Source organism: Streptomyces sp. NPDC050549 (assembly GCF_040655035.1).
Lineage (GTDB): Bacteria > Actinomycetota > Actinomycetes > Streptomycetales > Streptomycetaceae > Streptomyces.
Map to the genome: position 1 here is coordinate 101,771 of NZ_JBFAJD010000016.1, position 26,296 is coordinate 128,066.

Annotated in this window: 27 protein-coding genes and 2 pseudogenes; 10 read left to right on the forward strand and 19 right to left on the reverse strand. The window is 70.2% G+C overall.

Annotated features, from left to right (window positions below):
* The first annotated feature begins 6 nt into the window (after positions 1-6).
* The gene (locus AB0I51_RS23785; protein ID WP_362978175.1) at positions 7-426 is read left to right on the forward strand and encodes a nuclear transport factor 2 family protein; all 420 of its coding nucleotides are present in this window, start codon (positions 7-9) and stop codon (positions 424-426) included.
* Between the two features lie 60 nt (positions 427-486).
* Here AB0I51_RS23785 and AB0I51_RS23790 read toward each other — a convergent pair whose 3' ends face one another.
* The 4 genes from AB0I51_RS23790 to AB0I51_RS23805 form a co-directional block, all read right to left on the reverse strand.
* Positions 487-1,437, reverse strand: a complete 951-nt coding sequence (locus tag AB0I51_RS23790; RefSeq protein WP_362978177.1) for a serine/threonine-protein kinase — start codon at positions 1,435-1,437, stop codon at positions 487-489.
* Entirely contained in the window at positions 1,427-1,975 is a 549-nt protein-coding gene (locus tag AB0I51_RS23795; RefSeq protein WP_362978179.1) for a hypothetical protein, read from the reverse strand. The genes AB0I51_RS23790 and AB0I51_RS23795 overlap by 11 nt, the downstream gene beginning before the upstream one ends.
* Before the next feature lie 10 nt (positions 1,976-1,985).
* Positions 1,986-4,325: an FHA domain-containing protein gene (locus AB0I51_RS23800; protein WP_362978181.1), complete on the reverse strand. Its 2,340-nt coding sequence runs from the start codon at positions 4,323-4,325 to the stop codon at positions 1,986-1,988.
* Between the two features lie 72 nt (positions 4,326-4,397).
* On the reverse strand, positions 4,398-4,808 hold the full coding sequence (locus AB0I51_RS23805; protein WP_362978183.1) for a hypothetical protein: 411 nt from the start codon (positions 4,806-4,808) through the stop codon (positions 4,398-4,400).
* Positions 4,809-5,178: 370 nt separating this feature from the next.
* Between AB0I51_RS23805 and AB0I51_RS23810 the strand changes: the two genes are divergently transcribed.
* Both AB0I51_RS23810 and AB0I51_RS23815 read left to right on the forward strand, forming a co-directional pair.
* Positions 5,179-5,562, forward strand: coding sequence for a nuclear transport factor 2 family protein (locus AB0I51_RS23810; protein ID WP_362978185.1), 384 nt, complete (start codon positions 5,179-5,181; stop codon positions 5,560-5,562).
* Positions 5,563-5,637: 75 nt separating this feature from the next.
* Positions 5,638-5,976: pseudogene (locus AB0I51_RS23815) on the forward strand (DUF1905 domain-containing protein).
* Here AB0I51_RS23815 and AB0I51_RS23820 read toward each other — a convergent pair.
* Positions 5,915-6,844, reverse strand: coding sequence for an AraC family transcriptional regulator (locus AB0I51_RS23820; RefSeq protein WP_362978187.1), 930 nt, complete (start codon positions 6,842-6,844; stop codon positions 5,915-5,917). The pseudogene AB0I51_RS23815 and the gene AB0I51_RS23820 overlap by 62 nt on opposite strands.
* 104 nt (positions 6,845-6,948) lie before the next feature.
* Between AB0I51_RS23820 and AB0I51_RS23825 the strand changes: the two genes are divergently transcribed.
* Positions 6,949-7,935 carry an oxidoreductase gene (locus AB0I51_RS23825; RefSeq protein WP_362978189.1) on the forward strand — a complete coding sequence of 329 codons (987 nt, stop codon included), beginning with the start codon at positions 6,949-6,951 and terminating at the stop codon, positions 7,933-7,935.
* On the opposite strand, the gene mgrA is transcribed toward AB0I51_RS23825, so the two are convergent.
* Positions 7,925-8,917, reverse strand: a complete 993-nt coding sequence (gene mgrA / locus AB0I51_RS23830; RefSeq protein ID WP_362978191.1) for an L-glyceraldehyde 3-phosphate reductase — start codon at positions 8,915-8,917, stop codon at positions 7,925-7,927. The genes AB0I51_RS23825 and mgrA overlap by 11 nt on opposite strands.
* Before the next feature lie 125 nt (positions 8,918-9,042).
* On the opposite strand from mgrA, the gene AB0I51_RS23835 reads away from it, so the two are divergent.
* Together AB0I51_RS23835 and AB0I51_RS23840 are read left to right on the forward strand one after the other, a co-directional pair.
* Positions 9,043-9,933 (forward strand): LysR substrate-binding domain-containing protein, encoded by an 891-nt coding sequence (locus tag AB0I51_RS23835; RefSeq protein WP_362978193.1) that lies wholly within the window; start codon positions 9,043-9,045, stop codon positions 9,931-9,933.
* 27 nt (positions 9,934-9,960) lie between these two features.
* Positions 9,961-10,476, forward strand: coding sequence for a DUF664 domain-containing protein (locus AB0I51_RS23840; RefSeq protein WP_362978195.1), 516 nt, complete (start codon positions 9,961-9,963; stop codon positions 10,474-10,476).
* On the opposite strand, the gene AB0I51_RS23845 is transcribed toward AB0I51_RS23840, so the two are convergent.
* From AB0I51_RS23845 to AB0I51_RS23860, 4 genes are all read right to left on the reverse strand, one after another.
* Positions 10,458-11,528: an adenosine deaminase gene (locus AB0I51_RS23845; protein ID WP_362978197.1), complete on the reverse strand. Its 1,071-nt coding sequence runs from the start codon at positions 11,526-11,528 to the stop codon at positions 10,458-10,460. The two genes, AB0I51_RS23840 and AB0I51_RS23845, sit on opposite strands and share 19 nt — an antisense overlap.
* Before the next feature lie 51 nt (positions 11,529-11,579).
* Positions 11,580-11,975, reverse strand: a complete 396-nt coding sequence (locus tag AB0I51_RS23850; RefSeq protein ID WP_362978199.1) for a VOC family protein — start codon at positions 11,973-11,975, stop codon at positions 11,580-11,582.
* 103 nt (positions 11,976-12,078) lie between these two features.
* On the reverse strand, positions 12,079-13,011 hold the full coding sequence (locus AB0I51_RS23855) for a M48 family metalloprotease (RefSeq protein ID WP_362978201.1): 933 nt from the start codon (positions 13,009-13,011) through the stop codon (positions 12,079-12,081).
* Between the two features lie 50 nt (positions 13,012-13,061).
* Positions 13,062-13,433, reverse strand: a complete 372-nt coding sequence (locus AB0I51_RS23860) for a BlaI/MecI/CopY family transcriptional regulator (RefSeq protein ID WP_093630913.1) — start codon at positions 13,431-13,433, stop codon at positions 13,062-13,064.
* Between the two features lie 223 nt (positions 13,434-13,656).
* Here AB0I51_RS23860 and AB0I51_RS23865 point away from each other — a divergent pair.
* A pseudogene (locus AB0I51_RS23865) lies at positions 13,657-14,366 on the forward strand (dienelactone hydrolase family protein).
* 122 nt (positions 14,367-14,488) lie between these two features.
* Complete coding sequence (locus AB0I51_RS23870; protein WP_362978202.1) at positions 14,489-14,950, forward strand: pyridoxamine 5'-phosphate oxidase family protein; 462 nt, start codon at positions 14,489-14,491, stop codon at positions 14,948-14,950.
* A gap of 16 nt (positions 14,951-14,966) precedes the next feature.
* Here AB0I51_RS23870 and AB0I51_RS23875 read toward each other — a convergent pair whose 3' ends face one another.
* The 9 genes from AB0I51_RS23875 to AB0I51_RS23915 form a co-directional block, all read right to left on the reverse strand.
* Entirely contained in the window at positions 14,967-15,872 is a 906-nt protein-coding gene (locus AB0I51_RS23875) for an aldo/keto reductase (protein WP_362978204.1), read from the reverse strand.
* 42 nt (positions 15,873-15,914) lie between these two features.
* Positions 15,915-17,279, reverse strand: a complete 1,365-nt coding sequence (locus AB0I51_RS23880; protein ID WP_362978206.1) for an RICIN domain-containing protein — start codon at positions 17,277-17,279, stop codon at positions 15,915-15,917.
* A gap of 135 nt (positions 17,280-17,414) precedes the next feature.
* Positions 17,415-18,470, reverse strand: a complete 1,056-nt coding sequence (locus AB0I51_RS23885) for an NAD-dependent epimerase/dehydratase family protein (protein ID WP_362978208.1) — start codon at positions 18,468-18,470, stop codon at positions 17,415-17,417.
* Between the two features lie 84 nt (positions 18,471-18,554).
* On the reverse strand, positions 18,555-19,187 hold the full coding sequence (locus tag AB0I51_RS23890; protein ID WP_362978210.1) for an SRPBCC family protein: 633 nt from the start codon (positions 19,185-19,187) through the stop codon (positions 18,555-18,557).
* Positions 19,184-19,558, reverse strand: a complete 375-nt coding sequence (locus AB0I51_RS23895; protein ID WP_362978212.1) for a metalloregulator ArsR/SmtB family transcription factor — start codon at positions 19,556-19,558, stop codon at positions 19,184-19,186. The genes AB0I51_RS23890 and AB0I51_RS23895 overlap by 4 nt, the downstream gene beginning before the upstream one ends.
* A 55-nt stretch (positions 19,559-19,613) precedes the next feature.
* Positions 19,614-20,993: an aldehyde dehydrogenase family protein gene (locus AB0I51_RS23900; protein ID WP_362978214.1), complete on the reverse strand. Its 1,380-nt coding sequence runs from the start codon at positions 20,991-20,993 to the stop codon at positions 19,614-19,616.
* A gap of 37 nt (positions 20,994-21,030) precedes the next feature.
* Positions 21,031-22,248: a sigma-70 family RNA polymerase sigma factor gene (locus AB0I51_RS23905; protein ID WP_362978216.1), complete on the reverse strand. Its 1,218-nt coding sequence runs from the start codon at positions 22,246-22,248 to the stop codon at positions 21,031-21,033.
* Positions 22,248-22,604: a YciI family protein gene (locus tag AB0I51_RS23910; protein WP_362978218.1), complete on the reverse strand. Its 357-nt coding sequence runs from the start codon at positions 22,602-22,604 to the stop codon at positions 22,248-22,250. Before AB0I51_RS23910 ends, AB0I51_RS23905 begins: the two co-directional genes overlap by 1 nt.
* Before the next feature lie 92 nt (positions 22,605-22,696).
* On the reverse strand, positions 22,697-23,173 hold the full coding sequence (locus tag AB0I51_RS23915) for a MarR family transcriptional regulator (protein ID WP_362978220.1): 477 nt from the start codon (positions 23,171-23,173) through the stop codon (positions 22,697-22,699).
* 111 nt (positions 23,174-23,284) lie between these two features.
* Between AB0I51_RS23915 and AB0I51_RS23920 the strand changes: the two genes are divergently transcribed.
* Complete coding sequence (locus tag AB0I51_RS23920) at positions 23,285-24,367, forward strand: substrate-binding domain-containing protein (RefSeq protein ID WP_362978222.1); 1,083 nt, start codon at positions 23,285-23,287, stop codon at positions 24,365-24,367.
* A 213-nt stretch (positions 24,368-24,580) separates the two neighbouring features.
* Positions 24,581-26,278, forward strand: a complete 1,698-nt coding sequence (locus AB0I51_RS23925; protein ID WP_362978224.1) for a hypothetical protein — start codon at positions 24,581-24,583, stop codon at positions 26,276-26,278.
* Positions 26,279-26,296: the final 18 nt, after the last annotated feature.

Sequence of the window (26,296 nt, forward strand, 5' to 3'; positions counted from 1 at the left end):
GCAGACATGGCGTTGACTCTCGAAGACCGCCTGGACATAACGGAGTTGATCGCGCTGCACGGCCACTTGGTCGACGAGGGCGAACTGGACCGTCTGACCGAGGTGTTCACCCCGGACGTCGAGTACGACCTCACCGACTTCGCCCAGGGCACGGTCACCGGCCTGCCCGAACTCGTGGGCGCGTCCTTGGCGTTGGGGCCCGCGAACCCCGTCGCACATCACGTCACGAACGTGGTGATCGAGGCGTCGGCCCAGGGACGGGTCCGGGTCCGGTCGAAGGGCCTGGGGGTCCGGACGGACGGCTCGTGCGGTTCGGTGACGTACGAGGACACGGTGGTGCGCACGGTGGCCGGGTGGCGGATCTCTCATCGCAGGGTGTCGGCAAGACGGATACCGCTGACGCCGGGCACTGCAGCGCCCCGATAGGGGCGCGGGGAACTGCGCGACCAGCCCCCCCCCCACCGGCCAGCAGCCGACAACGAGACCTCAGCGCCCCCTGAACACAGGCGCAGCCCACGCCGGCACCGCAGCCACCCCCACATCCACCTCGGTCGCCGCATGCCCGGACACCCCGCCCCGCAACTCCGTGACGAACGCCAGACACGACTCGTACCGATCGTCCGGACTCTTCGCCAACGCCTTCGCGAACACGGCGTCGACATGCCCCGGCAGATCAGGTCGGGACTCGGTGACCGCCGGCGGCATGTCGTACTGGTGCGCCCACAGCAGCGCCATGTCGTCGTCCCGCCGGAACGGCGGACGCCCCGCGAGGGTCTCGAAGGCGACGCAGGCAAGCCCGTACACGTCACAGCGCCCGTCGACCGGCCGCCCGGAGATCTGCTCGGGAGCCACGTAGTCGAGCGTGCCGACGAACTGCCCGACCGTTGTGAACCCGGTCAGTGAAAGGGACTTCTTCGTCAGGCCGAAGTCGGTCAGGTACACGTGCTCGGGATGGTCGTCGTCGGTGCCGCGCGCCACGAGGATGTTGCCGGGCTTCACGTCCCGGTGGACCAGCCCGTGTTCGTGGGCGGCGTCCAGCGCGGACGCGACCTGGCCGACGATGCGGGTGGCCGCCGAAAGCCCCAACGGGCCCGCCCTGTCCAGAAGATGGCGCAGGTCGCTGCCGGAGACGTAGCGCATGGCGATGTACAGGACGCCGTCCGTCTCGCCCGCCTCGAAGACGGGCACGATGTGCGGGTGGTCGATCGCGGCAGCGACCCGGGACTCATGCGTGAAGCGTTTGCGGAAGGTGTCGTTGCGGGCGAGTTCCGGGGCGAGCAGTTTGAGGGCGACCGTGCGGTCCAGGCGCAGGTCGTGGGCGCGGTAGACGACCGCCATGCCACCGCGGCCGATCTCGCCCTCGATGCGGTAACCGGCGATCTGCCGGCCGATCAGCTCGGAGGGCCGCCCGGAGAAGAGGCTCGCGTCATGGGCCATCGGGGCTCACAACCTGAGTGGGGGCATGACCGGGGTCGGCCGGTTCGGCACGGGGCCCGTCGTCGGTGGCGTAGGTGCTGAGCCGGGTGCCGTCACCGTAGACCCAGCGCCCGTGGTCGGCGTCGTAGAGCCAGACGGAGGCGCCGTCGACGACCACTCCGATCCGCAGGCCCTTGGTGCGGGCCTCGAAGGACGCGCCGTCGAGGCCGCCGCCCGCGAGTTCCTCCACGGCGCTGCGGTAGCGGGCGAGTGCCTGTTCGGCGCGGGCCAGGAGCGGGCGCGGGTCGGCGGTACGTGCCTGTGGGGCGCCGGCGAAGGGCGGGTCCTGGGAGACGGAGATGAGGTGGCGGCCGTCGACCCAGGCGGACCAGCCGTTGGAGCACAGGGTGTGGGCCCAGTCGCCACGCCGCTCCAGGAGTTGCACGGGGAGCAGTGCGTCGAGCGGCACGGTGGGGCGGGCGGGGTCCGGGGCCTCCCAGGCGGGCATCCCGTGCTCGGGGACGACGTGCGTGGGCCGGAAGCCGGGGGTGGTCGTCATCGCGGCGTCCCTATTTCCGCATCACGGCGGGTTCGTGCCGGCGCAGCAGCCGGGACACCAGGAAGCCGAAGAGCAGCGACAGGACGACCAGCATGCCCATGTTGAGCAGCCATGCCCCGGCCGAGTGCCGGAACAGCGGATCGCCGGTCAGTTCGCCGGGCACGATCCGGGCCAGCCCGATGGTGCCGGCCATGCCGCCGAGCGCCCACCGCGAGGGCACGAGCCAGGAGAGCTGTTCCAGGCCGGGCACGCCGTGCAGTTTCAACAGGGCGCCGCAGAAGACCACTTGGACGATGGCGAGCAGTACGAGCAACGGCATCGTCACTTCCTCCTTGCGTACCAGTGCGGAGACCAGCAGGCCGAGCATCATCGCCGTGAACGCCAACAGGGCCACGGCCACGGTGATTTCGATAAGGGGCGGCATCAACACCCCTTTCCCACGCGGCGCGTTGAGGTCGACACCGAACAGGCCGACCAGGGTGAGCACCACGGCCTGTGCCACGGTGATCGCACCCAGTACGACGACCTTGGAGAGCAGGTACGCCGATCTGGACAGGCCGACGGCTCTTTCGCGACGGTAGATCGCGCGTTCCTTGACGAGTTCGCGCACGGCGTTGGCCGCGCCGGTCAGCACACCGCCGACACAGAGGATGAGCAGCGCGTTCATCGCCGTCTCCCGCGTCAGTGTGCTCCCGGCGAGAGCGCGGGCCATCGCGCCCATCACGAACGGCAGCGCGATCATGATGACGAGGAAGGTCCGGTCGGCGGCGAGGGCGGCGGCGTAACGCCGTACCAGCGTGCCGAGTTGTGCGCTGCGGCTGCGGGGCCGGGGCGGCGGCGCCACGGCGACCGGGCCGGAGCCGAGCAGATGGGGCTGCGCGGTGGAATTGCGGATGTACTGGCGCTGGAAGGGAGACTCCCTGAACTCCCCCGCCCAGTCCCGGTCCTGGTCGCGTTCGAAGGACTCGAAGGCCTCCGGCCAGTGCTCGAAGCCGAAGAACGCGAGGGCGTCGCCGGGCGGCCCGTAGTAGGCGACCCTGCCGCCGGGCGCGAGCACCAGGAGCCGGTCGCACACGTCGAGACTGAGAACGCTGTGGGTGACGACGATGACGGTGCGGCCGTCGTCGGCGAGGCCGCGCAGCATGTGCATCACCGAGCGGTCCATGCCGGGGTCGAGGCCCGAGGTCGGTTCGTCGAGAAAGAGCAGCGAGGGCTTGGTCAGCAGTTCAAGGGCCACGCTGACCCGCTTGCGCTGGCCGCCGGAGAGACTGTGCACGGGCTGCTGGGCCCGCTGCTGGAGGCCCAGTTCGCGTACGACCTCCTCGACCCGGGCCTGCCGTTCGGCCTTTGCCGTGTCCTGCGGGAAGCGCAGTTCGGCCGCGTAGGACAGGGCGCTGTGCACGGTCAGCTGGGCGTGCAGGATGTCGTCCTGCGGGACGAGGCCGATGCGCTGGCGCAGTTCGGCGTAGTCGCGGTAGAGGTCACGGCCGTCGTAGAGGACGGTGCCGCGGTCGGCGGGGCGCTGGCCGGTGAGCGCGTTGAGGAGGGTGGACTTGCCGGCGCCGCTGGGGCCGACGACGGCGAGCAGGCATTTCTCGCCGACCGGGAACGACACCTGGTCCAGGAGGACCTTGCGGCCCCGGTCGACGGCGACCGTGAGGTCCTGGACGTCGAGGGAGACCTCGCCGGTGTCGACGTACTCCTGCAGCTGGTCGCCGACGAGACAGAACGCGGAGTGTCCGATGCCGACGATGTCGCCGGTGCCCATGGGTGCGCGGGCGACGGGCTGGCCGTTGAGGTAGGTGCCGTTGTGGCTGCCGAGGTCGACGATCTCGTACGTGCCGTCCGGCATGGCACGTAGTTCGGCATGGCGGCGGGAGACGATCAGGTCGTCGACGACGAGGTCGTTGTCGGCGGCCCGGCCGATGCGGACGGTGCGGGCGGGCAGCGGCCGTACGGTGGTCGGCTGCCGGAAGGTGCCGGTGAAGGCGGGCATGGACACGGCCGAGGGACGTTCCGGGGCCGGGGCCGGGCGGTGGGCGAGGGTGACGCACGGGCCGTCGGCCGCGCTGCCGAAGCGGATCACGCTGCCGGGGCCGACGCCCCATTGCTGGACGCGGCGGCCGTCGGTGTAGGTGCCGTTCGTGCTGTGTTCGTCCTCCAGCGTCCAGTGGTCGGCGTCGGGCCGCAGTACCGCGTGGTGCCAGGAGACCCGGGCGTCGTCGATGACGATGTCGCTCAGCGGGTCTCGGCCCACGTGGTAGTCGCGGCTGGGGGTCATGACCGTGGAGCCCGACTCCGTCTCCAGAAGGAGTTCGGGCGCCGTCGGCACCATCGACCGCTCTGACATGACGCGAATTCTACCGATTCGGGCACTTGTGCGCCCGGTCAGCGGTCAGGGTTGCGCAACGGGCGACACACGTCAGGCGACAGGGACGACGAGGGCGGGAACGGTCCGCTGCATACGGAGGGCGTCCACCGATTCGGCGAGCAGCTCGTACTCGGTGCTCTCGTCACTGACGGCGATCTGCACCAGCCGGCCGGCCGCCAACTCGTAGGCGACCTGCTCCTGATGGCCGACGTCGCGGGCCCAGGTGCGTAACGCCTTGGGCACGTCGGGCGCCGTGTCGGAGACCGGGACCAGGGCTCCCCTGGGGAAGCGCGGGTTCTCCGGCTGCGGGTCGAGCCGGTCGGCCATCCACACCGCGCGGTCCCGTAACCACCACAGGGCCAGTGCCAGTGTGGGAGCGCGATAGGTGCCCAGGGGCACACCGACGCGCTGTCCGCCGCAGGTGCCGTACGCGGTGACATGGCACAGGAATTCGTCGTGCACGATCACTCCCCCGTCGCGTGTCTCGATTGCCGGTCGGGCCTCGCTTTCCATGCGGCTCTGGCTGGCGGCTCGGGTGGCTCAGGTGGTGCGCACGATGGCGGATTCGCATCGTGAAGTGGTGCCCTAGCAGACGAGTATGTTCACTCCCGAAACACTGTCACCACGACTTTTTGGCCAGTCTCTTGGCATATTCACGGCCCCTTCTGGCCGAAAAGCTTCGGGATCCCTTTTGTGGTGATCTCCGACCGCCATTACCCGAGGGGTAATCGACCCTCCGCGCGACCCCCGGCATGGTGGAACCACCGGGTCGGCACGCACCGAAATCCGGGCCCTGGCCAGTACGAACGACCTCGATGGAGGCTGATTCACCATGTCCGAGAACACCGACCGATACGAGAACGCCGTCGCCCGCTACTTCGAGGCCTGGAACGCGGGCGGGCCGGAGGCGCTGGCGAAGGCAGTGGCCGCCGCCTGGTCCGTCGAGGGTACTTATACCGACCCATTGGCGGCAGTCACCGGCCACACGGAGATCGCCGGACTGATCGCCGGGGCGCATGCACAGTTCCCGGGGTTCGCCTTCCGTCCCCTCGGGGCGGTCGACGGGCACCACGACACCGCCCGCTTCTCCTGGGAGTTGGTGAGCGAAGCCGACGGGTCGGCGCCCGTCGCCGGTTTCGACGTGATCACGCTGGACGCGGACGGCCGTATCCGCTCCGTGCTCGGATTTCTCGACCGGGTGCCCGCCGGGGCCTGAGGGCCGGTGGCCGCGATGAATTTTCCCGCTCGGGGTGGTCTCTTGTACGACAGGCCACCCCGAGCGGAGGACATCATGAACACCGGCACCCCATTGAACGAGGAATTCACCGCCGTACTGATCAAAAGCCCGAACGACGCCGGCTAGACCTATCTCGTCTGGCCCGAGTCCGTCGCGTTCTTCGGCACCCGGGGCCTGGTGAAGGTACGCGGAACGATCGACGGTCATCCTTTCCGCAGCTCCTTCATGGCTCTCGGGGACGGCAACCACAAACTGCCCGTGAAAGCCGATCTCCGCAAGGCCATCGCAAAAGGCGAGGGCGACCGGGTGACCGTACGGCTCGAAGAACGGCTCAGTTCCCGGCCAGGGCCTCTTCGCGGTACCGCCTCGGTGCCACCCCGACCGCGCGCTTGAAGGCGTTGCTGAAGGCGCTCTCGGAGGTGTAGCCGACGGACCGGGCGAGGGCGCCGACCGGGGCGGTGTCGTGGCGGAGGGCCCGGGCGGCCAGGTTCATGCGCCAGTTCAGCAGATACGTCAGGGGCGGCACTCCGGCGGCCTCCTTGAACCGTACGGCGAACGTGGTGCGGGACATCGCCGCCGCCCGAGCCAGCTCCTGCAGCTGCCAGGGGTGGGCCGGATCGCCGTGCATCAGACGCAGGGCGGGGGCCAGCCGTTCGTCGGCGAGGGCGCGCAGCCAGCCGGGCGGCAGCCCGTCCGACTCGGCCAGACACACCCGCAGCACCTGCACGAACATCAGCTGGGCGAGCTGCGCCGACACGAACTCGACGCCCGCCCCGCGGGTCCGCATCTCGGCCGCCAACTGCCCGATGAGCCACCGCAGTACACCGGCCTCGGGCGAGTCGGCCCGGACGTGGACCAGCTCCGGCAGCGCCCGGCGCAGCAGGTCGCCGCGGTCCCGGCTGAGGTCGATGTGCCCGGACACACAGGCGACATCCACCGCCTCGCCCTGACCGAGGCGGCCCATCCGCGTCGCCGGGTCCATGACGACGTCGTCGGAGTCGGTCGGCTCCACACCGGGCCGGCTGCACAGCGTGTACGGCTGACCGCCGTCGGAGATCACGACGTCTCCCTCGGCGAGCCGCAGGGGTTCGCCGCCGCCGTCCCGTACCAGCAGGCAGCTGCCCTGGAGCACGGCGTTCACCTTCAGCCGGTCCCGTCCGCGCAGCTGGATGGCCCAGTCGCCGCCCGCCGTGAACCCGCCGGAGAAGACACTGCGGGCATCGGCGACAGCAAGGGCGTCGGACAGGGGATCCACGGTCACGCCCGAACTATCACGCAAGTAATGCGGATTTTCAAGTATTCATCGTACGGATCGGTCGCCCTACGGTGGTCTCACCAGCTCAAGTTGACGAGGAGAGAGCAGAGATGACCACCACCGCACAGCAGCCCCTGAACTCCGGCTTCGGCGCCGCGTCGACCGCCGAGGAGGTGATCAAGGGCATCGACCTCACCGGCAAGGTCGCGATCGTCACGGGCGGCTACTCCGGCATCGGCCTGGAGACGGCCCGGGTGCTGCGCGCCGCGGGCGCCGAGATCGTCGTACCGGCGAGGGACGTGGAGCGGGCGCGGACGGCACTGCAGGCCGTGCCCGGAGCCGAGGTCGAGTATCTGGACCTGCTGGACCCGGCGTCCATCGACACCTTCGCGGAGAAGTTCCTCGCCTCCGGGCGCCCGCTGCACCTCCTGGTCAACAGCGCCGGGATCATGGCGACCCCGCTGGCCCGGGACGCGCGCGGCTACGAGGCGCAGTTCGCCACCAACCACCTGGGGCACTTCCAGCTGACCACCCGGCTGTGGCCCGCGCTGATCGCGGCCGAGGGCGCACGGGTCGTGGCGCTGTCCTCGCGGGGCATCCGCTTCGCCGGAATCGACTTCGACGACCTGCACTTCGAGCACCGGGCCTACGAGCCGTTCGCGGCCTACGGCCAGTCGAAGACGGCCAACGCCCTGTTCGCCGTGGAGCTGGACCGGCGCGGGCGGGCGCAGGGCATCCGGGCCTTCGCCGTGCACCCGGGTCTCATCATCGACACCGGACTCGTCAAGCACCTCGACACGTCCATACTCCAGGCCGCGGGGGCGCTCGACGGCGAGGGCAGGCCTGTCCGTGATCCCCGGCGCCAGATGAAGACCGTGCAGCAGGGCGCGGCCACCGGCGTCTGGTGCGCGACCAGCCCGCAACTGGCCGGCCTCGGCGGGGTGTACTGCGAGAACGTCGACATCAGCCCGCTGGTGACCGCCGAGAACGAGGCTGCCTGGTACGCCGGTGAGAACACCCCGGGCGTGCTGCCCCGCGCCGTCGACCCAGAGGCGGCGGCGCGCCTCTGGGAGATCAGCGAGCGGCTTACGGCCTGACGATCGCGTCGATACGGGCCAGTTCCTCGGCGTCGAAGTCCAGGTTGCGGGTGGCCGCGACGCTGTCCTCGATCTGCTGCGGGCTGCTCGCACCGACCAGCGCCGAGGTCACCCGCCCGCCGCGCAGCACCCAGGCCAGGGCCAGCTGGGCAAGAGTCTGACCGCGCCCCTTGGCGATGTCGTCGAGCGCGCGCAGCTGCCCCACCAGGTCCTCGGTGACCGCGTCCGAGTTCAGGAACGGGCTGTCGCTCGCCGCCCGGGAACCCTCCGGGATGCCGTCGAGGTAGCGGGAGCTGAGCAGCCCCTGCTCCAGCGGGGAGAAGACGATGGAACCGACCTGGAGCTCGTCGAGCGCGTCGAGCAGGCCCTCGTCCTCCGGGCGGCGGTCGAGCATCGAGTAGCGCGGCTGGTGGATGAGGAGCGGGGTGCCCAGTTCGCCCAGGATGCGGGCGGCCTCCCGGGTCTGCTCCGCCGAGTAGTTGGAGATGCCGACGTAGAGCGCCTTGCCCTGCTGGACCGCCGAGTGCAGGGCGCCCATCGTCTCCTCCAGGGGAGTCTCCGGGTCGGGGCGGTGCGAGTAGAAGATGTCGACGTAGTCCAGGCCCATGCGGCTCAGGCTCTGGTCCAGCGAGGAGAGCAGGTACTTGCGCGAACCCCACTCGCCGTAGGGGCCTGGCCACATCAGATAGCCGGCCTTGGTGGAGATCACCAGCTCGTCGCGGTACGACCCGAAGTCCGCCTTCAGCGCCTCACCGAGGGCGGACTCGGCGGCACCGGGCGGCGGGCCGTAGTTGTTGGCGAGGTCGAAGTGGGTGACGCCGAGGTCGAAGGCGCGGCGCAGGATGGCGCGCTGGGTGTCGACCGGGCGGTCGGGCCCGAAGTTGTGCCACAGGCCGAGCGAGATCGCGGGGAGTTTCAGACCGCTGCGTCCGGTGCGCCGGTAGGGCAGGTCCGCGTAACGGTCGGGGTGTGCGGTGTACAACGCGACTCCAGAGGGGTTGGCACACGGGATACCGGTTCCAGGGAACCGCTCTCCACTCTGTCCGACCTGCGGGCAGTGGTCCAACAGAAGAATCCGATGGAATTCAGCGGCTACGCTTCTCAATCATGGAACTGCGTCATCTCCAGCATTTCATCGCCGTCGCCGAGGACCAGCACTTCACCCGGGCGGCGGAGCGGTTGATGGTGTCCCAGTCCGGGCTGTCGGCGTCGATCCGCGCCCTGGAGCGGGAGTTGCAGACCCCGCTGTTCGTGCGCACCACGCGCCGGGTCACGCTCACGGAGGCCGGCCGGGCACTGCTCGTCGAGGCGGAACGCATCCTGGCGCAGGTGCGGTCGGCGCACGAGGCGGTGGCCGCGGTGCAGGGCGTGCTGCGCGGCACGCTGTCGCTGGGCACCGAGCAGTGCATCGCCGGGGTGCATGCGGCCGGGCTGCTCGCCTCGTTCCGGCGCCGGCATCCCGACGTGGAGATCCGGCTGCGGCAGGCGGGCTCGGGGGCACTGGCGGAGGAGGTCGCGGCCGGACGCCTCGACCTGGCCTTCGCCTACCGCACCCAGGCGGACACCGACCAGCTGCGCTCGGTGTCGCTCACCAGCGAGCCGATGACGGTGCTGTGCCATCCCAGCCACCGGCTCGCGGAGACCGGCGCGGCGGTCACTCCGGACGACCTCGGCGGCGAGGTCTTCGTCGACTTCCACCCGGACTGGGCCTCGCGCCGCACCACCGACGCCGTCTTCGCCGCGGCGGGCGTACGGCGGACGGTCGCGCTGGAGGTCAACGACGTGCACAGCCTCCTCGATCTGATCGACGAGAACCTCGGCATCGCCGTGGTGCCCCAGCACTTCCGTCACAAGCGCGCGCCCCTCACCGCCCTCCCCCTCAAGGGAACGGGCGAGGAGGTGTACGAGACGGTGGCCCTGCTCCCGCCCCCGCAGGCCACCAGTCCGGCGGCCCGCGCCCTGATGACCCTCCTCGAAACCGGCACTCCGGCCGCATGACCGACGGCGATGCGCGAAGGTGGTCGTATGCATGCCAACGACATCCTCATTGACGCCTACGGCCGTATCCGGGAAGAAGTCCACGCCGCCGTCGACGGCCTGACACCCGACCAACTGCACGCGCGCGTGGCCTCCGACGCCAACTCCATCGCCTGGCTGATCTGGCATCTCACCCGCGTCCAGGACGACCATGCAGCCGACGCCGCCGGCCTCGACCAGGTGTGGCTCACCCAGGGCTGGGAGAAGCGCTTCGGCCTCGACCTGCCGGCCCGGGACACGGGATACGGCCACACCTCCACGCAGGTCGGCAAGGTGCGCGTCGAGTCGGCCGGGCAGCTCACCGGGTACTACGACGCGGTGCACGAACAGACGCTGGCGTATCTGCGCGGGCTGGCCCCGGAGGACTACGGGCGGATCGTGGACGAGCGCTGGGACCCGCCGGTCAGCCTGGGCGTACGGCTGGTCAGCGTCCTGTCCGACGACCTGGAGCACGTCGGACAGGCCCAGTACGTGCGGGGGCTGCTTCAGAGCGCGGAGGCGTAGCCCGGCAGGACGACGTCCTCGATGAGGGCCTTGCGCTCGTCGTAGGGGATGAACGCGCTCTTGAGCGCGTTCACCGTGACGGTGCGCAGGTCCTCGGCCGTCCAGCCCGCCTCCTCGACCAGGAGGGACATCTCGCGTGTCATCGTCGTACCGGACACGAGTCGGTTGTCGGTGTTCAGGGTGACGCGGAAGCCGAGGTCCTTCAGGGCGGTGATGGGGTGCTCGGCGATCGAAGTGGCCGCGCCCGTCTGGAGGTTGGAGGTCGGGCACATCTCCAGGGCGATACGGCGGTCCCTGACCCAGCCCGCGAGGCGGCCGAGCTTGCCGTCGACGATGTCCTCGGTGATACGGACGCCGTGCCCGATGCGCTGGGCGCCGCAGACCTGGAGCGCCTGGTGGATGCTGGGCAGGCCGTGCGCCTCACCGGCGTGGATGGTGAACGGGACGCTCTCGCGGCGCAGGTGCTCGAAGGCGGTGAGGTGGTCGGCGGGCGGGAAGCCGTCCTCGGCACCCGCGATGTCGAAGCCGACGACACCGGCGTCCCGGAAGGCCACCGCGAGGTCGGCGGCCTCGGCGACCCGGTCGAACATCCGCATCCCGCACAGCAGCGTCCGCACCTGGACCGGCGTTCCCGCTGCCGCGGCCTTGGCCATGCCGGCCGCGAGCCCCTCCTGCACGGTCTCCACGACCTCGCTGAGCGCGAGCCCGCCGTTGGTGTTCAGCTCGGGGGCGTAGCGCACCTCTCCATAGACGACGCCGTCGGCGGCGAGGTCGAGGACGTACTCCTCGGCGACGCGCAGCAGGCCCTCGCGGTTCTGCAGCACGGCGAGGGTGTGCTCGAAGGTGGCGATGTAGCGCACCAGGTCACCGGAGTTGGCGGCGTCGAAGTACCAGGCGGCGAGCTCGTCCGGGTCGGTGGTGGGCAGGGTGTGCCCGACCGTCTCCGCGAGCTCCACCACGGTGGCGGGACGCAGGCCCCCGTCGAGGTGGTCGTGCAGTACGGCCTTGGGGAGCCGGCGGAGGGTGTCGGCGTCTATGCGCGTAGATGACATGTGCGGTGGTTCCTCGGTCGTTCGGTGAGCGGGGTCGGGCGGTACGGAGGTTCAGGCTGCAGGCTGGAGCAGGTCCCAGCGGTTGCCGTAGAGGTCCTGGAAGACGGCGACCGAACCGTACGGCTCGTGGCGCGGCTCCTCCAGGAAGGTCACGCCCGCGGCGAGCATCCGGGCGTGGTCGCGGGCGAAGTCGTCGGTGTGCAGGAAGAAGCCGACGCGCCCGCCGGTCTGGTCACCGATCCGGCCGCGCTGGTCCTCACCCTTGGCACGGGCGAGCAGCAGGCCCGTGCCGGCTCCGTCCGCGCCGGGGGGTGTCACGACGACCCAGCGGGAGCCGTCGGGGCGGGGCGCGTCCTCGACGAGGCGGAAGCCCAGGGCGTCGGTGTAGAAGCGGATCGCCTCGTCGTAGTCGTCGACGACGAGGGTGACCAGGGCGATACGGCTCATCGGGGACTCTCCGTGCGGTTCCGTTCGGCGGGATGTTGACGGGTGAGGTTATACGTAAAACGTAGCGCGCACCAGTCAAGCACCGAATCCCCGGACCCACCCCTCATCCGGCCTCCTCGCCCTGCGCCACCTCCACCCGGTGGTGGACGTCGATCATCTCGGTGGCGGCGGCGGCGAAGGAGAGCGCCGCACAGGCGATCAGCAGGGCGGCGAGTCCGCAGGCGGCGGTGCGGTGGGTGCCGCGCGGGGCCGCGAGGAGGGCCTTGACGCGGTGCGGGACCGGGCTGGTCGTGGCGCCGGGGACGAAGTCCGGGCGCCGGGAGCTGGCCGACTGTCCGGCGAGGGCCGCGCGGGCGATGGCACGGGCGATCAGGCGCCGGTCGCCCACGACGGTGGCGGCGGCCTCGTCGGCCGCGCGTTCGGCCGCGAGCCGGATCGCGTCGCGGACCGGACCGAGCGCGGGGTGACAGCGGGCGGCTAGTTCGGCGGCGACGAGGAAGTAGTGGTGGCCGCCCGCATTGTGGGCCCGCTCGTGCGCGAACAGCGCCTCACGCTCGGCGGCGTCGAGGCTGCGCAGCATCCCGGTGGTGACGACGATGCGGTGCGGTCGCCCGGGCAGGGCGTAGGCGTCCGGGTGCGGGGAGTCGAGCACGCACAGGTCACCCGCGACCGGCCCGCGACCGGCCCGCGTGCGGGCAACGCGGAAGGCACGCGACTGGTGCAGCGCCCACCGGGTCAGCGTCCAGGCGCACACGGCCAGGGCACCGGCCGACAGCACGGCCGCCGGCGTGACGAGACCGCCGTAGGAGAAGCGCAGTGGGTGGATCAGTTCGCCGAGCGACGCGAACAGCGGCAGCCGGAGCAGACCGGTCAGGACGAACGCGCCGAGTGCGGCGAGGGTGCAGCCTGCCGCGGTCACCGCGGAGCCGGTGAGGAGCCACAGCGCGGTGACCGGCGTGAGCCGCTCCAGGGCGCGCCGGGCCATGGGCCGCAGCGCGAACGGCAGCACGAGCGGGAGGAGCAGGAGGGCAATCATCGGTCACCGGATTTCATTGCATCCAGGATCCCACGCCCCACCGCGCCCAACTACTGTTCACCGGATTCGAGCAGGTCGCGCAGGACGCGTTCGTCGTCGGGGCTGAGCTGGGCGACGAAGCGGGCGAGTACGGTCTCCCGGTCGCCGTCCCGGTCGAGTTCGGTGTGCATACGGCGGGCGGTGAGGCCCTGCGCGTCCTGGACCGGGAAGTAGGCGTAGCCGCGGCCCTGGCGCCTGCGGTCCACCACACCTTTGTCGTGCAGCCGGGTCAGGATCGTCGTCACCGTGGTGCGGGCCAGGCCCGTGCCGAGGCTCAGCTGCACCTCGCCGGGGGTCTGCGGGTCGCCGGCGGCCCAGAGGGCGGCCATGACGGTGGCCTCCAGCTCACCCGCCGGTCGGCGTTCGTCCTTCGCGTCGGCCATGGGAACGATCCTCACCCCGTCCTCGTCTGCGGTCCTGCAGACCGTCTACAGAATTGTAGTCGCCACGATGCCGTGTAGTCATCGCACCCGTGTGCCCCTTCCCGCCTGCCCCTTGCGGAAGGGGCCGGAGCGACCTCCCGTTCCGGGCGTGACAGGCTGTTGATCGTGTCGAGGCCGCACCGGCACTCCCCCATCGAGCAGCGCGGTACAGGAGTTGAGCACCATCTCCTCCGAGCTGCCGAAATCGACCGGCGCCCCGGCCCGTCAGAACGTCACCTTTCCCAGCGCCGGGGCACCGCCCACGGCTGTCTCGCGCTGCCGCCGTCCCGAACCGGGCCGGGTGTGATCGTCATCCAGGAGTGGTGGGGCCTGACCGACCACATCGCCAATGTGGCCGACCGGCTCGCGCAGGAGGGCTTCGTCGCGTTCGCCCCCGACCTGTACGGCGGGAACGTGGCGCACGAGAGCGACGAGGCCCTGCGGATGATGCGGGCACTCCCGGTCGCGCGCGGTGTCGAACTGCTCTCCGGCGCGGTCGGCCACCTGTTGTCCCTCCCCGAGGTCACCTCGGACACGGTCGGCGCGGTCGGCTTCTGCATGGGCGGCGGCTTCGTCCTGTACCTGGCCGCGGCCGGCCCGCGGGTGAGCGCGGCGGTGTCGTTCCACGGCGTGATCCAGGGCGAGTTCCCCGGCTTCTCCGGGCTGAAGGCCCAAATCCTCGGCCACTGCGGCGAGTTGGACGAGAGCATTCCCGCCAAGAGCCTCGACGCCCTGCGCGAGACCGTCGAGCGGCAGTCCGGCATCACCGCGGACCTGCGCCTCTGCCCGGCGAACCACGCCTTCTTCAACGACGGCCGCCCGGTCTACGGCGCCGACTCCGCGGCCCGCGCCTGGGCGAGCACGGTGCCCTTCCTGCACGCGCAACTGGGCTGACACCACGGCGTCCTGCCCGTACGCCCCACTCTGCCGGCGTCACGGCATCGCGGCACCTCGGTCCACGGTCCTACGACCCCGGCCCGAGGTGCCGCGCGGGCGCCGCCGGTAGCGTACCGGGCATGAAGATCACCGTGCCGCCCCGCGGCCCCGAGGAGCGCAGGCGTGACGTACTGGCGCGACTGGAACGGGAGTTGGACTTATGGGTGGCCTCGGCGGACACCGACGGGCTGCCCTGTCTGGTCCCGTTGTGGTTCGTCTGGGACGGGCGGGCCGTCTGGCTGTGCACCCGGCCCACGAACCCCACGGGCCGCAATCTCGACGACGGGCGGCGGACCCGGCTGGCCTTCGCGGACACCCGGGACGTCGTGCTCATCGACGGCGAGACCACGGCCTTCACCACCGAGGACGTCCCGGCCGCCGCTGCTGCAGACGCCTTCGACGCGAAGTACGGCTGGGATCCCCGGGAGGACCGTGTGGCCTACTCCTTCTTCCAGGTAAGGCCGCTGGCCGTCCAGGCGTGGCACGAGGTGCATGAGCTGCCCGAGCGCCATCTGATGCGGGACGGCATCTGGCTGGCGTGAGCGGCCCTGCCCCGGCTCAACCGGCCTTCTTGTGCAGCTCGTTGAGCCCGGCCAATTCGTCGTCGGTCAGACGGATCGCGCCGGCCGCGACGTTCTCGGCGAGGTGGTCGGGGTTGCCCGTGCCGGGGATGGCGAGGACGTGCGGGCCCTGGGCCAGGGTCCAGGCCAGGCGGATCTGGGCGGGGCTGGTGTCGTGGGCGTCCGCGACGGCCAGGACCTCGTCGTCGTGGGCGGTGGTCGCGCTTCTCGCCCCGCCCGCGCCCGCGATGGCGAAGAACGGCACGAAGGCGATGCCCTGCTCGCCGCAGATCCGCACCATGTCGTCGGTCTCGGCCTTGTACGAGTCGAGCGCGAACCGGTTCTGCACGCTCACCACCGGGGCGATCTCCTGCGCCTCGGCGAGGTGCCTGGGCTCGACGTCGGAGAGCCCGAGGTTCCGGACCAGGCCCTCCTCCTGGAGTTCGGCGAGCGCGCCGAAGTGCTCGGCGATCGAGTCCTGCCCCATCCTGCGCAGATAGACCACGTCGAGGTGGTCGCGCCCGAGCTGGCGCAGGTTCTCCTCGACATGGCCGCGCAGGTCGTCCGGGCGTGCCGCGCTGCCCCACTCCCCCGAGTAGGTGCGGAAGGGGCCCACCTTCGCGGCGATCACCAGGTCGTCGGGGTAGGGGGCGAGCGCGGTGTTGATGAGTTCGTTGGCCGATCGCAGCGTCGAGAAGTAGAAGGCGGCCGTGTCGATGTGGTTCACACCGAGCTCGACCGCCTTGCGCAGCACGGCGATCGACCGGTCACGGTCGCTCGGTGTCCCGAGGTTGAAGGCGGCGCTGCCCGTCAGCCGCATCGCGCCGAAGCCGATGCGGCTGACGGTCAGGTCGCCGAGTTTCCAGGTGCCCGCGGCTGCGGCGGTGATCTTCGCGGAGGTCATCAGCGGAGTTTCGCACATACGCGCGGCGCGGCCACCCGCACTTTACGGATATGTGTAGGTGTTCAGGGTGTTGACCGCCGAGGCGGGATCGCCCAGGTCGTAGCGGTCCACGGCGAGGAAGTTGGGCTTCTTGCGGGCGGCCGGCTGACAGAACCGCTGGGCCCGGTCGAGGACCTTGGTGTTGTCGGTCTGCGCCGTCCCGGCGATGGTCGCGTCACGGAAGTGGTTCATGACGAACAGCGGGCGGAACCCCGAATACGTCTGGGTGAGCGGGACGTTGAGGTCGCTGCCGTACCAGCGGCTGTAGCAGGACCAGTCGGAGGTACCGGCGCCGGAGCCCATGGACCAGTAGTTCTCGACGGTCCACTCGCGCTGGTACATCACGCCGAAGCTGGCCCGGGTCAGTCCGGCGGACTCGTCGGAGGCGCGGCTGTGGTCGGTGAAGATCAGCAGCCGGTGGTTGGCGGCGATCAGGTCGGCCATCTTCGGCCAGCCGTTCTGCTTCACGCCGGTCTGGTCGGGGCGGTACAGCACGTCGTACAGGCCGTTGACGCGGGCGAGTTCGCTGCGCAGGACGGTCGGGTCGACGTAGTCCTCCAGGAAGACGGTGACGAACTGGTCGCTGTGCGTCTTGAGGAAGTCCACGATGCGCTGGAGGTCGACGTTGAGGGCGACCGGGCTGCTGACCAGGGTGCAGCTGTCGTGGCAGAGGATCGCACCGTCGGAGGTCTGGTGGATGTCCAGCATGAACCCCCGTACGCCGTCGGAGAGTTGCTGGTTGATGCCCCGGGACTGGTTCGGGAAGAAGTTCACGAAGGGCGGGGCGAAGCCGCCGTCGACTCCGTTGGCGTAGGCGTTGTGCGCCGTGAGGAACGTGACCTGGTCCAGGGTGCGTTGGTCCTGGGCGGGGATCGGCTTGGTGGGCGAGGTGATCGGGGTCAGATACCAGGAGGCGAGGCTGCCGGAGGAGCCGATGGCCAGCTGGGCCGGGTAGTTGGCACCGGAGGGCTTGGCGGCCACGGTCAAGTAGCTTGCGGTGCCCGGGACTTGGAGCGTGTACTGGTCACCGCCGGTCGCAGTGATCTGCCAGTTGGCGTCGGCGCTCGTGCAGGTGACGGTCTTCGCCTGGGCGCCCGAGCGGCCGAGGCAGCTGCCGGCCGTGTCCGTGCTCTCCAGGACGTACGAGGATCCGCTCGCCTTGAGGTTCCACTGCTGGTGGTCCTCGTTGCCCTTGGGGTTGTGCTGCTCCACCGCTCCCCCCTTGTCGGCCGCGTTGAGCCCGGTGGTGGCGCTCTGGACGTAGTAGGTGCCGGGGGCCGGGACCGCGTCGGCGGCGCCTGCCGGCGGAGAGACGAGCGCCGCGGCCAGCGCCGCGGTGACGGCCAGCAGGGCGTGGGGGGTTCGCATGGGTGCCCTTCGGGTTGAGTGTGGTCAGGCTCATGACACCGGAAAGGTGAACGGGCCACACCCAAGCGCCTTTGGTCTCGACCAGTCAAGAGGGAAGAACGGTCCACGGAATGAACGGCGAAGGACCGCAGACGGTCAGCGTGATTTCCTCAACTCCCGCCACGCCAGGTAGTGATCGACGAGAGTCTCCCCCAACGGCCGGTACCGGATGCCCAGTTCCTCCACTCCCCGCCGGTTGTCGACCGTGAACCTGATCCCGAGGTGCTTGCGGATGTAGTCCTGGGTGAGCCCGAACGCGGGGCCCAGGATGCGCACCGGCCAGTGCGGGAGGCCGTGCGCGGGCAGCCGGTAGTTGCGCGGGAAGTGCTGCCGCAGGGCCCGTGACATGTCGAGGAAGGACGCCATCCGGCTCGCGGCGACGATGTAGCGGCCGTGCGCGTCGGGGCGTTCGGCCGCCGCGATGTGCGCGCTCGCCACGTCCCGCACGTCGGCGACGGTGAAGCTGAAGTCGGGTGCCCCGTAGAAGAAGTAGCCCTTGAACAGCTCGTCGAGGAGGAACAGGCTGCCGGAATCCGAGGCCGGGGTGAGTGAAGGCCCCAGGATCAGGCCGGGGTTGACGGAGACCATGCGCCAGCGGTCCTGTGCGTGTGCCGCGTCCCAGGCGGCGCGTTCGGCGACGGTCTTGGCATAGTGGTACGGGTTGTTCTCGACCGTGCTGGTGGTGTTGACGTAGTCCTCGGAGAGGATCTCGTCCTTCATCTCCCGTACGTCGGCGTAGTCCCCGAAGATCGCGCCGACCGTCGAGGTGAACACCAACTTCTCGACGGTGGGCGTGCGTTCGATCCCGGCGAGGACGTTGTGGGTGCCGGTGAGCGCGGGCTCGACGACGTCCTTCCGGCCGTCCTTGATCTTCTCCGGCATCAGGAACGGCGAGGCCACATGGAAGACGAAGCGGCAGCCGTCCATCGCCGCGTCGAAGGAGCCCTCGGCCAGCAGATCGGCCTCGAACAGCTCCAGGGCGCCGGGGAATTGAACCTGCATCGCCCGCAGCGGCGCGACCTTCGCCTCGTTGCCGAGAGACCGCACGGTGGTGTGCACCCGGTAGTCGCGCTCCAGTAGTTGCCGGACCAGATGGCTGCCGACGAATCCGCTGCCGCCGGTCACCAACACCGTCTCGCCGCCGACACTCATCCCTGGCTCCGATCACGCGTGACTTCCAGCGCGCACGCTACAACGGTGATCGGTCCCGGGTCAGCGGTTCGGCCGGTACCACTCTCAACTCCCGCTCCCCGTATAGGCGGCCGTGGTCCGGTCGGCGGACGCGCGGGCCACCGCCTCGTCCTCACCACTCGCGACGTTGGCCGCGTACCAGGCCTCGCTGCTCGAGGTGACGAAGCGGCGGCCCTCCTCGGACGCCAGCCAGGCCATGGCGTCCTCGGGCTTCACGGGACTGGCACCCGACAGGTTGCCGTCGAGCCCCAGGAGGATCGAGTCCCAGCCGACGCCCACCGCGCCGGGCCCGAACTCGGCCCACTTCGTGTCGTCGACATGGGCGATGTGTTCCAGCTCGAAGCGCGTCCCCTCGCCCTCGGGCGTCAACCGCAGCTCGATCCAGCTGACTTCACCGCCGAACTCCCAGGTCGCGAAGAAGCTGTTGGGCGGGTCGCAGCGCTCGACGGTGCCGCCCGCGTTGCCCTGCAACTGGTACTTGCCTCCCAGCCGCAGTTCGCCGGTGACCGGCAGGAACCAGCGCGGGATGCGCTCGGGGTTGGTGCAGGCGTCCCAGACGGCGGCGACCGGTGCGCCGTAGGACTGGGCGATGGTGATCACGCGGGCCTCGCCGGCCCGGAAGTCGCGGCGGCCGACGCGGCGGCTCACGGAGTTGATCTGATGGGTCACGTCGATCACGGGGTGCTCCTCGACTCGTCGGGGCTGTCGTCGGCGGCGCCGCGGAGCCGGCGCTCACGCCTGCCCCGGGCCAACTCGGTTGCCAGGGCGTCCAGATGCGGGGTCCAGAAGCGACGGAACCGGTCGAGCCAGTCGTCGATGTCCCGCAGCGGCTCGGAGTTCACCGCGTACAGGCGGCGGGTGCCGTCCGGCCGTACCGTCGCGAAACCGTTCTCCCGCAGCACCTTCAGATGCCGCGAGACCGCCGGCTGAGATATCCCGAACTCCCGCCGGACGACGTCACTGACCGTGCCGGCGGGCTGCTCACCCTCGGCGAGCAGCTCCAGGATGCGGCGGCGCACGGGGTCCCCGAGCACATCGAAAGCGTGCATGGGCACCAAAGTATCACCGGTCGCTTATATAAGCGACCGGTGATACATGGGCGGATCAGGCCAGCGGTTTCTCCAGCAGCGCCTTGCGGTGGCTGAACGTCTCGATGGAGTAGCGGCCGTGGTAGTTGCCCATGCCGCTCTCGCCGACGCCACCGAAGGGCAGGTCGGAGACGGTGAGATGGGCCAGCGGGAGGCCGTAGCCGATGGCGCCGGAGGAGGTCTCGGCGGCAATCCTGGCGCGGGTGTCGTCGGAGTCGGTGAAGACGTACAGGGCGAGGGGCTTGTCGCGGTCGTTGATGAAGTCGATCGCCCCGTCCAGACCGGGAACGGTGACGATCGGCAGGATCGGTCCGAAGATCTCCTCCGCCATGACGGGCGCCTTGGGATCGACATCGGCGAGGACGGTCGGCGCGATGTACTTGTCGTCGCGGTCACTGCGTCCGCCGACGACGACCCGCCCCGAGTCGAGCAGTCCGGCGAGCCGGTCGAAGTGACGCTCGTTGACGATACGGCCGTACTCGCCGGACGTCTGCGGGTCGGCGCCGTAGACTTTCTCGACCGCGGTCACCAGCAGGGGTTCGAGCGCGGCGGCGGTGTCCGGGTCGGTGAGGACGTAGTCGGGGGCGACGCAGGTCTGGCCGGCGTTGAGGAACTTGCCGCGCGCCAACCGGTCGGCGACGACGGCGAGATCGGCGTCGCGGTCGACGAACGCCGGTGATTTGCCGCCGAGTTCGAGGGCGACCGGGGTCAAGTGCTCGGCGGCGGCGCGCAGGACGATGCGGCCGACGGCACCGTTGCCGGTGTAGAAGATGTGGTCGAAGCGCTCGGCGAGCAGCGCCGTGGTCTCCGGGATGCCGCCCTCCACGACGGCGACCGCGTCGGTGTCCAGGTAGTCGGGCAGCAGCCGGGCGATGGCGGCGGAGGTGGCCGGGGCCATCTCGCTGGGCTTGAGGACCACCGCGTCGCCCGAGGCGAGCGCACCGACGACCGGGGTCAGCAGCAGCTGGACCGGATAGTTCCACGGCGCGATCACGAGGACGACGCCGAGCGGGTCGTACTGCGTCCAGGCGGTCGCGTCCGTGCCGAGGTGGGCCGGTACGGGGGCGGATTCGGGGCGCAGCCACTCGTCGAGGTGGTCGAGGGTGTGGTCGATCTCGCGGATCGTGAAGCCGATCTCGGTGCGCTGGGCCTCGGCGGCGCTCTTGCCGAGGTCGGCACGGAGGGCGGCGGCGAGGTCGTCGCCGTGCTCCGTGAGCAGGTCGCGCAGACGGTGGAGCTGGGCGGTGCGCCACTCGACGGGCTTGGTGCGGCCGGTGCGGAAGGTGGCGCGCAGCCGGGCCACGACGTCGGCGGGCTGCTCGGTGCTGGACTGGTTCACGGTGCCTCGCTGGTGGTGCGTGGATGGGCGGTCTCGACAGTCAGGTGTATATAGCAACCTTTCATGCCCCACCAAAATTCCGGCGCGGAGAAGGTCACTCTCCGCAGCGAGACTTCCACCTCCCCGCGAGTTCCTCGCGTCGGCGTTCCAGGTAACCGCGCTCCGCCGCGCTCTCTGTGCGGGCGGCGGCCGCCTCGTACGCCGCCACCGCCTCCGCGGGGCGGCCCAGGCGGCGCAGCAGATCGGCGCGCACCGCGTGGAGCACGTGGTAGTCGTCGAGGTCCAGCGCGTCCACGAGGTCGAGGGCCCCCTGCGGGCCGTCCACCTCGGCGACGGCGACGGCCCGGTTGAGGGCGACGACCGGGCTCGGGGCGACGGCCATGAGCTGGTCGTAGAGCTGGAGGATCTGTCGCCAGTCCGTCGCGTCCGCGGTCGGCGCGTCGCTGTGCACGGCGTTGATCGCGGCCTGGATCTGGTATGGCCCGGGGTTGTTCAGCCGCAGGCACCTCCGGACGAGTGACTGGCCGTCGGCGATCAGCTCGTGGTCCCACCGGTCGCGGTCCTGCTCGGGCAGCGGCACCAGTTCGCCGTGCGCGCCCTCCCGGGCGGCCCGGCGCGACTCGACGAGCAGCATCAGCGCGAGCAGGCCGGTGACCTCGGGCTCGTCCGGCATCAGCTCGGACAGGAGGTGGCCGAGGCGCAGGGCTTCGGCGCACAGTTCGGGCGAGTCGGTGTAGCCCTCGTTGAAAATCAGGTAGACGACGGCCAGTACGCCCTTGAGCCGGTCGGGGAGGTCGGCGTCGCGGGGCACCCGGTACGGGATCTTCGCGTCGCGGATCTTGGCCTTGGCGCGGACCAGGCGCTGCGCCATCGTCGGTTCCGGCACCAGGAAGGCGCGGGCGATCCGGGCGGTGGTGAGCCCGCCGAGCAGCCGCAGGGTGAGCGCGACCTGTGCCTGGGTGGCGAGCGCGGGGTGGCAGCAGGTGAAGATCAGTCGGAGCCGGTCGTCGCGCACGGGTCCCTCCTCGGCGGGCGCGTCGGACGCGTACAGCAGCGCGGCCTCGCCGTGCCTGGCCTCCCGGGAGGACTCCCGGCGCAGCCGGTCGATCGCGCGGTTGCGCGCGGTCGTGATGATCCACCCGGCCGGGCTCGGCGGCACACCGGTCTCCGGCCATTTCTGTACGGCCGTGGTGAAGGCGTCCTGGACCGCTTCCTCGGCGAGGTCGATGTCGCCGAGGAAGCGCACCAGGACGGAGACCGCGCGCCCGTACTCGGCACGGAAGACGGCCTCCACATCGGGCGCGAACGCCATCAGCCCTCGGACGTGTTCATGAAGGGGCGCACCTCGACGGGCAGGGTGGTGGCCCAGGTCGCCCGCTTCCCCCACTCGAGGGCCGCGTCCAGGTCGGCCGCCTTGATCAGGCAGAGCCCGCCCAGGTACTCCTTGCCCTCGGCGTACGGGCCGTCGGTGATCAGCACGTCGCCGTCCTTGGGGCGCAGCACGGTGGCCGTCTCCGGCCCGTGCAGTCCGCCGGCGAAGACCCAGGCACCGGCGGCCTGGAGTTCGTCGTGGAAGATCTCCAGCTTGCGCTTGATCTCCGCCATCTCCTCGGGCGAGGGCATCTGTCCGTCGGTCGGCGTGATCACACTGAGCAGGTAGTGCTGCATGACGTCCTCCATGGCGTAGGGGGTTCTCGAAGTCCCTGAGGGGGTCTCTCACCTCCTACACGAACGCCATGTTCCCGGATCGACAGCGCGCCTCAGGAAACCGGCAGGATTTTCTCCGCGGGCTCGTCCCCGGTCTCTTCCGCGGGCTCCTGGTCCAGGGCCGCGGTGAGCCGCGCGAGCAGTCGTACGAGGTCGCCGTGGTCGTCGATCGCGTCGAGCAGCCGGGTCTGGTCGGTGAGGAGGCGGTGCGCGGCACGCTGGTGGAGGGTGCGGCCCCGGGCGGTCAGATGGAGCAGGACGCGGCGGCGGTCGGCCCGGTCGGGGCGGCGGTAGACGAGGTTGTCGGCGACCATCCGGTCCACCAGCTTGGTCAGGCTCGGCGCGGGCATCAGGGCCTGGTCGGCGATCTCGGTCATCGGATGCCCCTTGCCGTCCGCGATGATCGACAGGACGCGCCACTGCTCGACCGAGCAGTCCTCCTCGGCCAGTACGACGGCCATGCGCAGGCCCAGTCGCCGCTCGGCGTGACTCAGCAGGTGGGCAAGGCCCGGCGACGGTACGGACGACATTGCCGCTGTCCTTCCGGTAGGTCTACTGTGCGGTTCAGATTACGAGCCTCTGCGAGGGCGCCGGGGCCGGGCCCGGTTTCCGTGCCCTCATGCCCTCACGGAGGTGGTCTGGTGCGTTCCCTGCCGCCCGGGCGGATCAGCGGCCCGGGCAGAACCCTGGTCGTGGCGCTGGTCGTACCCCTGCGAGGTCCGGCGGGCGTCTTCGGCCCGTCCTGCGAACTGGCCGCGCAGCTCGCCGTGGAGGAACTCAACGCCGCAGGCGGGGTGTTGGGCCGCGAGGTCCGGCTGATCGTGGTGGACGGCGGCGGCCCGGCGGAGCAAGTGGCCGCCGAGGTCGAGGTGTTGGTGTCCATGCACGCGGTCGACGCGGTGGTCGGCTGGCACACCTCGGCGGTCCGCAAGGCGCTGGTGCCCCGCATCGCGGGCCGGGTGCCGTACGTCTACACGGCGCAGTACGAGGGCGGCGAGCGCACGCCGGGCGTGTTCCTGACCGGCGAGACCGACGCGGCCCAACTCCTGCCCGCCATGCGCCTGTTGGCGGAGGAGACGGGTGCGCGGCGCTGGTGCACGGTGGGCAACGACTACGTGTGGCCGCGCGTCACCGCGCGGGCCGCGCGCCGCTACGCCCGGGAGTGCGGCGGCCGGGTACGCGAGGAGGTCTTCGTCCCGCTGGGCACGTACGAGTTCGGCCCGGTCCTGCGCCGCGTCGAGCGGTGCGAGGCGGACGCCGTACTGATGCTGCTGGTCGGGGACGACGCGGCGCGCTTCAACAGGGCTTTCGCCGCAGAGGGGTTGCACCAGCGGTGTCTGCGGCTGAGCACACACATGGACGAGAACATCCTGCTGGCGACCGGCGCGGAGGCCACCGAGGGCCTGTGGGCGGCGGCCGGCTACTTCGAGACCCTCGCCACCGCCGAAAGCCTTGATTTCAGCGGGCGTTACGCCGCCCGGTTCGGCGTGGAGGCGCCCGTCGTGGGCAGCCTCGGCGAGTCGTGCTTCGAAGGCGTACGACTGCTGGCGGCACTGGCCGAGCGGGCACGATCGCTCGATGTGGGCGCGATGTGCGCGGTCGGCGGCACGGTTTCCTACGAGGGCCCGAGAGGCGTACTGCGTCTGCACGGCAATCACCTCCGCCAACGGCTGTATCTGGCGCGGGCGGACGCCTTCGACTTCGACATCGTCGCCCAACTCTGACCTCCCCCACCTGCCAGGACCGAGACTACCTTCCCGCAGGAATAGTTTCCACAGGAAGTATCGATTAAATCTACGCGCGTCGCCAAAAGAATTTTGAAAGGCCTCTCATTTAAAGTGTCCGAAACGGTCGGGAAACAATTCGGCGTGACTCTTCCGTCCAACTCCCCCGGGCCGTCCGGGAGGTGACCCACACCCGTGGAAGAGGGAAGTGTCGTGACGGAGATCGTCGACAAAGAGGCGCCGGCAACGGCTGCCGGACGGACCTACAACGACTGGGCGCAGAACGACACGCTGGAGGACTACTCGCTGCGCTACGCGCCGAAGTCCTTCCGGCGCTGGACGCCGTACGTGGTGGCCACCACCGCGCTCGGCGGCATCGCGTACCTCGCCGACTTCGCCATCGGCGGCTCGATCGCGATCTCGAACGGCTTCTCCAGCGCCATGGTGGCGATCCTGGCGGCGGCGGTGACGATCTTCCTCACCGGCATCCCGATCTCGTACTACTCGGCCAAGTACTCGATCGACATGGACCTGTTGACCCGGGGCGCCGGCTTCGGCTACCTCGGCTCGACCCTCACGTCGGTCATCTACGCCAGCTTCACGTTCATCTTCTTCGCCCTGGAGGGCTCGATCATGGCCCAGGCGCTCGACCTGGGCCTCCACATCCCGCTGGCCGTCGGCTACTTGATCTGCTCGCTGATCATCCTGCCACTGGTGATCTACGGCATGACCGCGCTCTCCAAGATGCAGGTGTGGACGCAGCCGGTGTGGCTGGTGCTGATGGTCGCGCCGTTCGTGTCCATCGCCATTCAGGAGCCGGGCAAGTTCTCGCAGTTCACCCACTTCGCGGGCAACTCCCCCACGGGATCGAGCATCAGCATGCTCGGGGTCGGCGCGGGCGCCGGTGTGGCGCTGTCGCTGATCGCGCAGATCGGTGAGCAGGTCGACTATCTGCGCTTCATGCCCGACAAGACCCCGAAGAACGCCAAGAAGTGGTGGGGTGCGGTGCTCTCCGCCGGTCCCGGCTGGGTGATCCTCGGCGCGGCCAAGCAGATGGGCGGCGCGTTCCTGGCCTTCTACATCGCCGGCAGCGTGGGCCTGGCCAAGGCCAACGAGCCCATCCAGCAGTACGTGCACGGCTTCAAGACCTTCGCCGCGCCGGTCGCCCTGGGCCTGGCCACGTTCTTCGTGATCCTCTCCCAGATAAAGATCAACTCGACGAACGCGTACTCCGGTTCGCTCTCCTGGTCGAACTTCTTCTCCCGTCTGACACACCGTCACCCGGGGCGCGTGGTCTACATCTTCCTCAACGTCGGCATCGCCCTGGCCCTGATGGAGGGCGGTGTCTTCGGCTTCCTCAACACGGTCCTCGGTTTCTACTCCAACGTGGCGATCGCCTGGATCGGCGCGGTCGTCGCCGACCTCGTCATCAACAAGCCGCTCAAACTCAGCCCGTCGTACATCGAGTTCAAGCGCGCCCACCTGTACAACTTCAACCCGGTCGGCTTCGGCTCGATGCTCATCGCCTCGGCCGTCTCCATCGCCGCGTACTTCGAGGCGTTCGGCGACTACGGCAAGGCGTACTCCCCGTTCATCGCCCTGTTCCTGGCAATGGTGCTCTCGCCCCTGTTCGCGGTCCTCACCAAGGGCAAGTACTACATCGCCCGCCTCGACGACCTGGAGGAGCCGCTGCTCGGCCCCGACGGACTCCTCTCGGCCGTGGAGCTGACCTGCACGGTCTGCGCGACGGACTTCGAGCGTCCCGACGTGGCGAACTGCCCCTTCCACTCGGGCGCGATCTGCTCCCTGTGCTGCAGCCTGGAGAAGGACTGCCACGACTCCTGCAAGAGCGGCCCCGGCGCCACGGGTCCGGTGGACCTCGCGATGCCCGCCGTACGCTCGGCGGACTGACCGCCGCGCCCCCACCGC

Excerpts from the sequence above, each read along its gene's own strand:
- AB0I51_RS23785 (WP_362978175.1), top strand. The coding sequence starts at position 7 with ATGGCGTTGACTCTCGAAGACCGCCTGGACATAACGGAGTTGATCGCG.
- AB0I51_RS23790 (WP_362978177.1), bottom strand. The coding sequence starts at position 1,437 with ATGGCCCATGACGCGAGCCTCTTCTCCGGGCGGCCCTCCGAGCTGATC.
- AB0I51_RS23795 (WP_362978179.1), bottom strand. The coding sequence starts at position 1,975 with ATGACGACCACCCCCGGCTTCCGGCCCACGCACGTCGTCCCCGAGCAC.
- AB0I51_RS23800 (WP_362978181.1), bottom strand. The coding sequence starts at position 4,325 with ATGTCAGAGCGGTCGATGGTGCCGACGGCGCCCGAACTCCTTCTGGAG.
- AB0I51_RS23810 (WP_362978185.1), top strand. The coding sequence starts at position 5,179 with ATGTCCGAGAACACCGACCGATACGAGAACGCCGTCGCCCGCTACTTC.
- AB0I51_RS23825 (WP_362978189.1), top strand. The coding sequence starts at position 6,949 with ATGACCACCACCGCACAGCAGCCCCTGAACTCCGGCTTCGGCGCCGCG.
- AB0I51_RS23835 (WP_362978193.1), top strand. The coding sequence starts at position 9,043 with ATGGAACTGCGTCATCTCCAGCATTTCATCGCCGTCGCCGAGGACCAG.
- AB0I51_RS23840 (WP_362978195.1), top strand. The coding sequence starts at position 9,961 with ATGCATGCCAACGACATCCTCATTGACGCCTACGGCCGTATCCGGGAA.
- AB0I51_RS23845 (WP_362978197.1), bottom strand. The coding sequence starts at position 11,528 with ATGTCATCTACGCGCATAGACGCCGACACCCTCCGCCGGCTCCCCAAG.
- AB0I51_RS23850 (WP_362978199.1), bottom strand. The coding sequence starts at position 11,975 with ATGAGCCGTATCGCCCTGGTCACCCTCGTCGTCGACGACTACGACGAG.
- AB0I51_RS23855 (WP_362978201.1), bottom strand. The coding sequence starts at position 13,011 with ATGATTGCCCTCCTGCTCCTCCCGCTCGTGCTGCCGTTCGCGCTGCGG.
- AB0I51_RS23860 (WP_093630913.1), bottom strand. The coding sequence starts at position 13,433 with ATGGCCGACGCGAAGGACGAACGCCGACCGGCGGGTGAGCTGGAGGCC.
- AB0I51_RS23870 (WP_362978202.1), top strand. The coding sequence starts at position 14,489 with ATGAAGATCACCGTGCCGCCCCGCGGCCCCGAGGAGCGCAGGCGTGAC.
- AB0I51_RS23875 (WP_362978204.1), bottom strand. The coding sequence starts at position 15,872 with ATGACCTCCGCGAAGATCACCGCCGCAGCCGCGGGCACCTGGAAACTC.
- AB0I51_RS23880 (WP_362978206.1), bottom strand. The coding sequence starts at position 17,279 with ATGCGAACCCCCCACGCCCTGCTGGCCGTCACCGCGGCGCTGGCCGCG.
- AB0I51_RS23885 (WP_362978208.1), bottom strand. The coding sequence starts at position 18,470 with ATGAGTGTCGGCGGCGAGACGGTGTTGGTGACCGGCGGCAGCGGATTC.
- AB0I51_RS23895 (WP_362978212.1), bottom strand. The coding sequence starts at position 19,558 with ATGCACGCTTTCGATGTGCTCGGGGACCCCGTGCGCCGCCGCATCCTG.
- AB0I51_RS23905 (WP_362978216.1), bottom strand. The coding sequence starts at position 22,248 with ATGGCGTTCGCGCCCGATGTGGAGGCCGTCTTCCGTGCCGAGTACGGG.
- AB0I51_RS23910 (WP_362978218.1), bottom strand. The coding sequence starts at position 22,604 with ATGCAGCACTACCTGCTCAGTGTGATCACGCCGACCGACGGACAGATG.
- AB0I51_RS23915 (WP_362978220.1), bottom strand. The coding sequence starts at position 23,173 with ATGTCGTCCGTACCGTCGCCGGGCCTTGCCCACCTGCTGAGTCACGCC.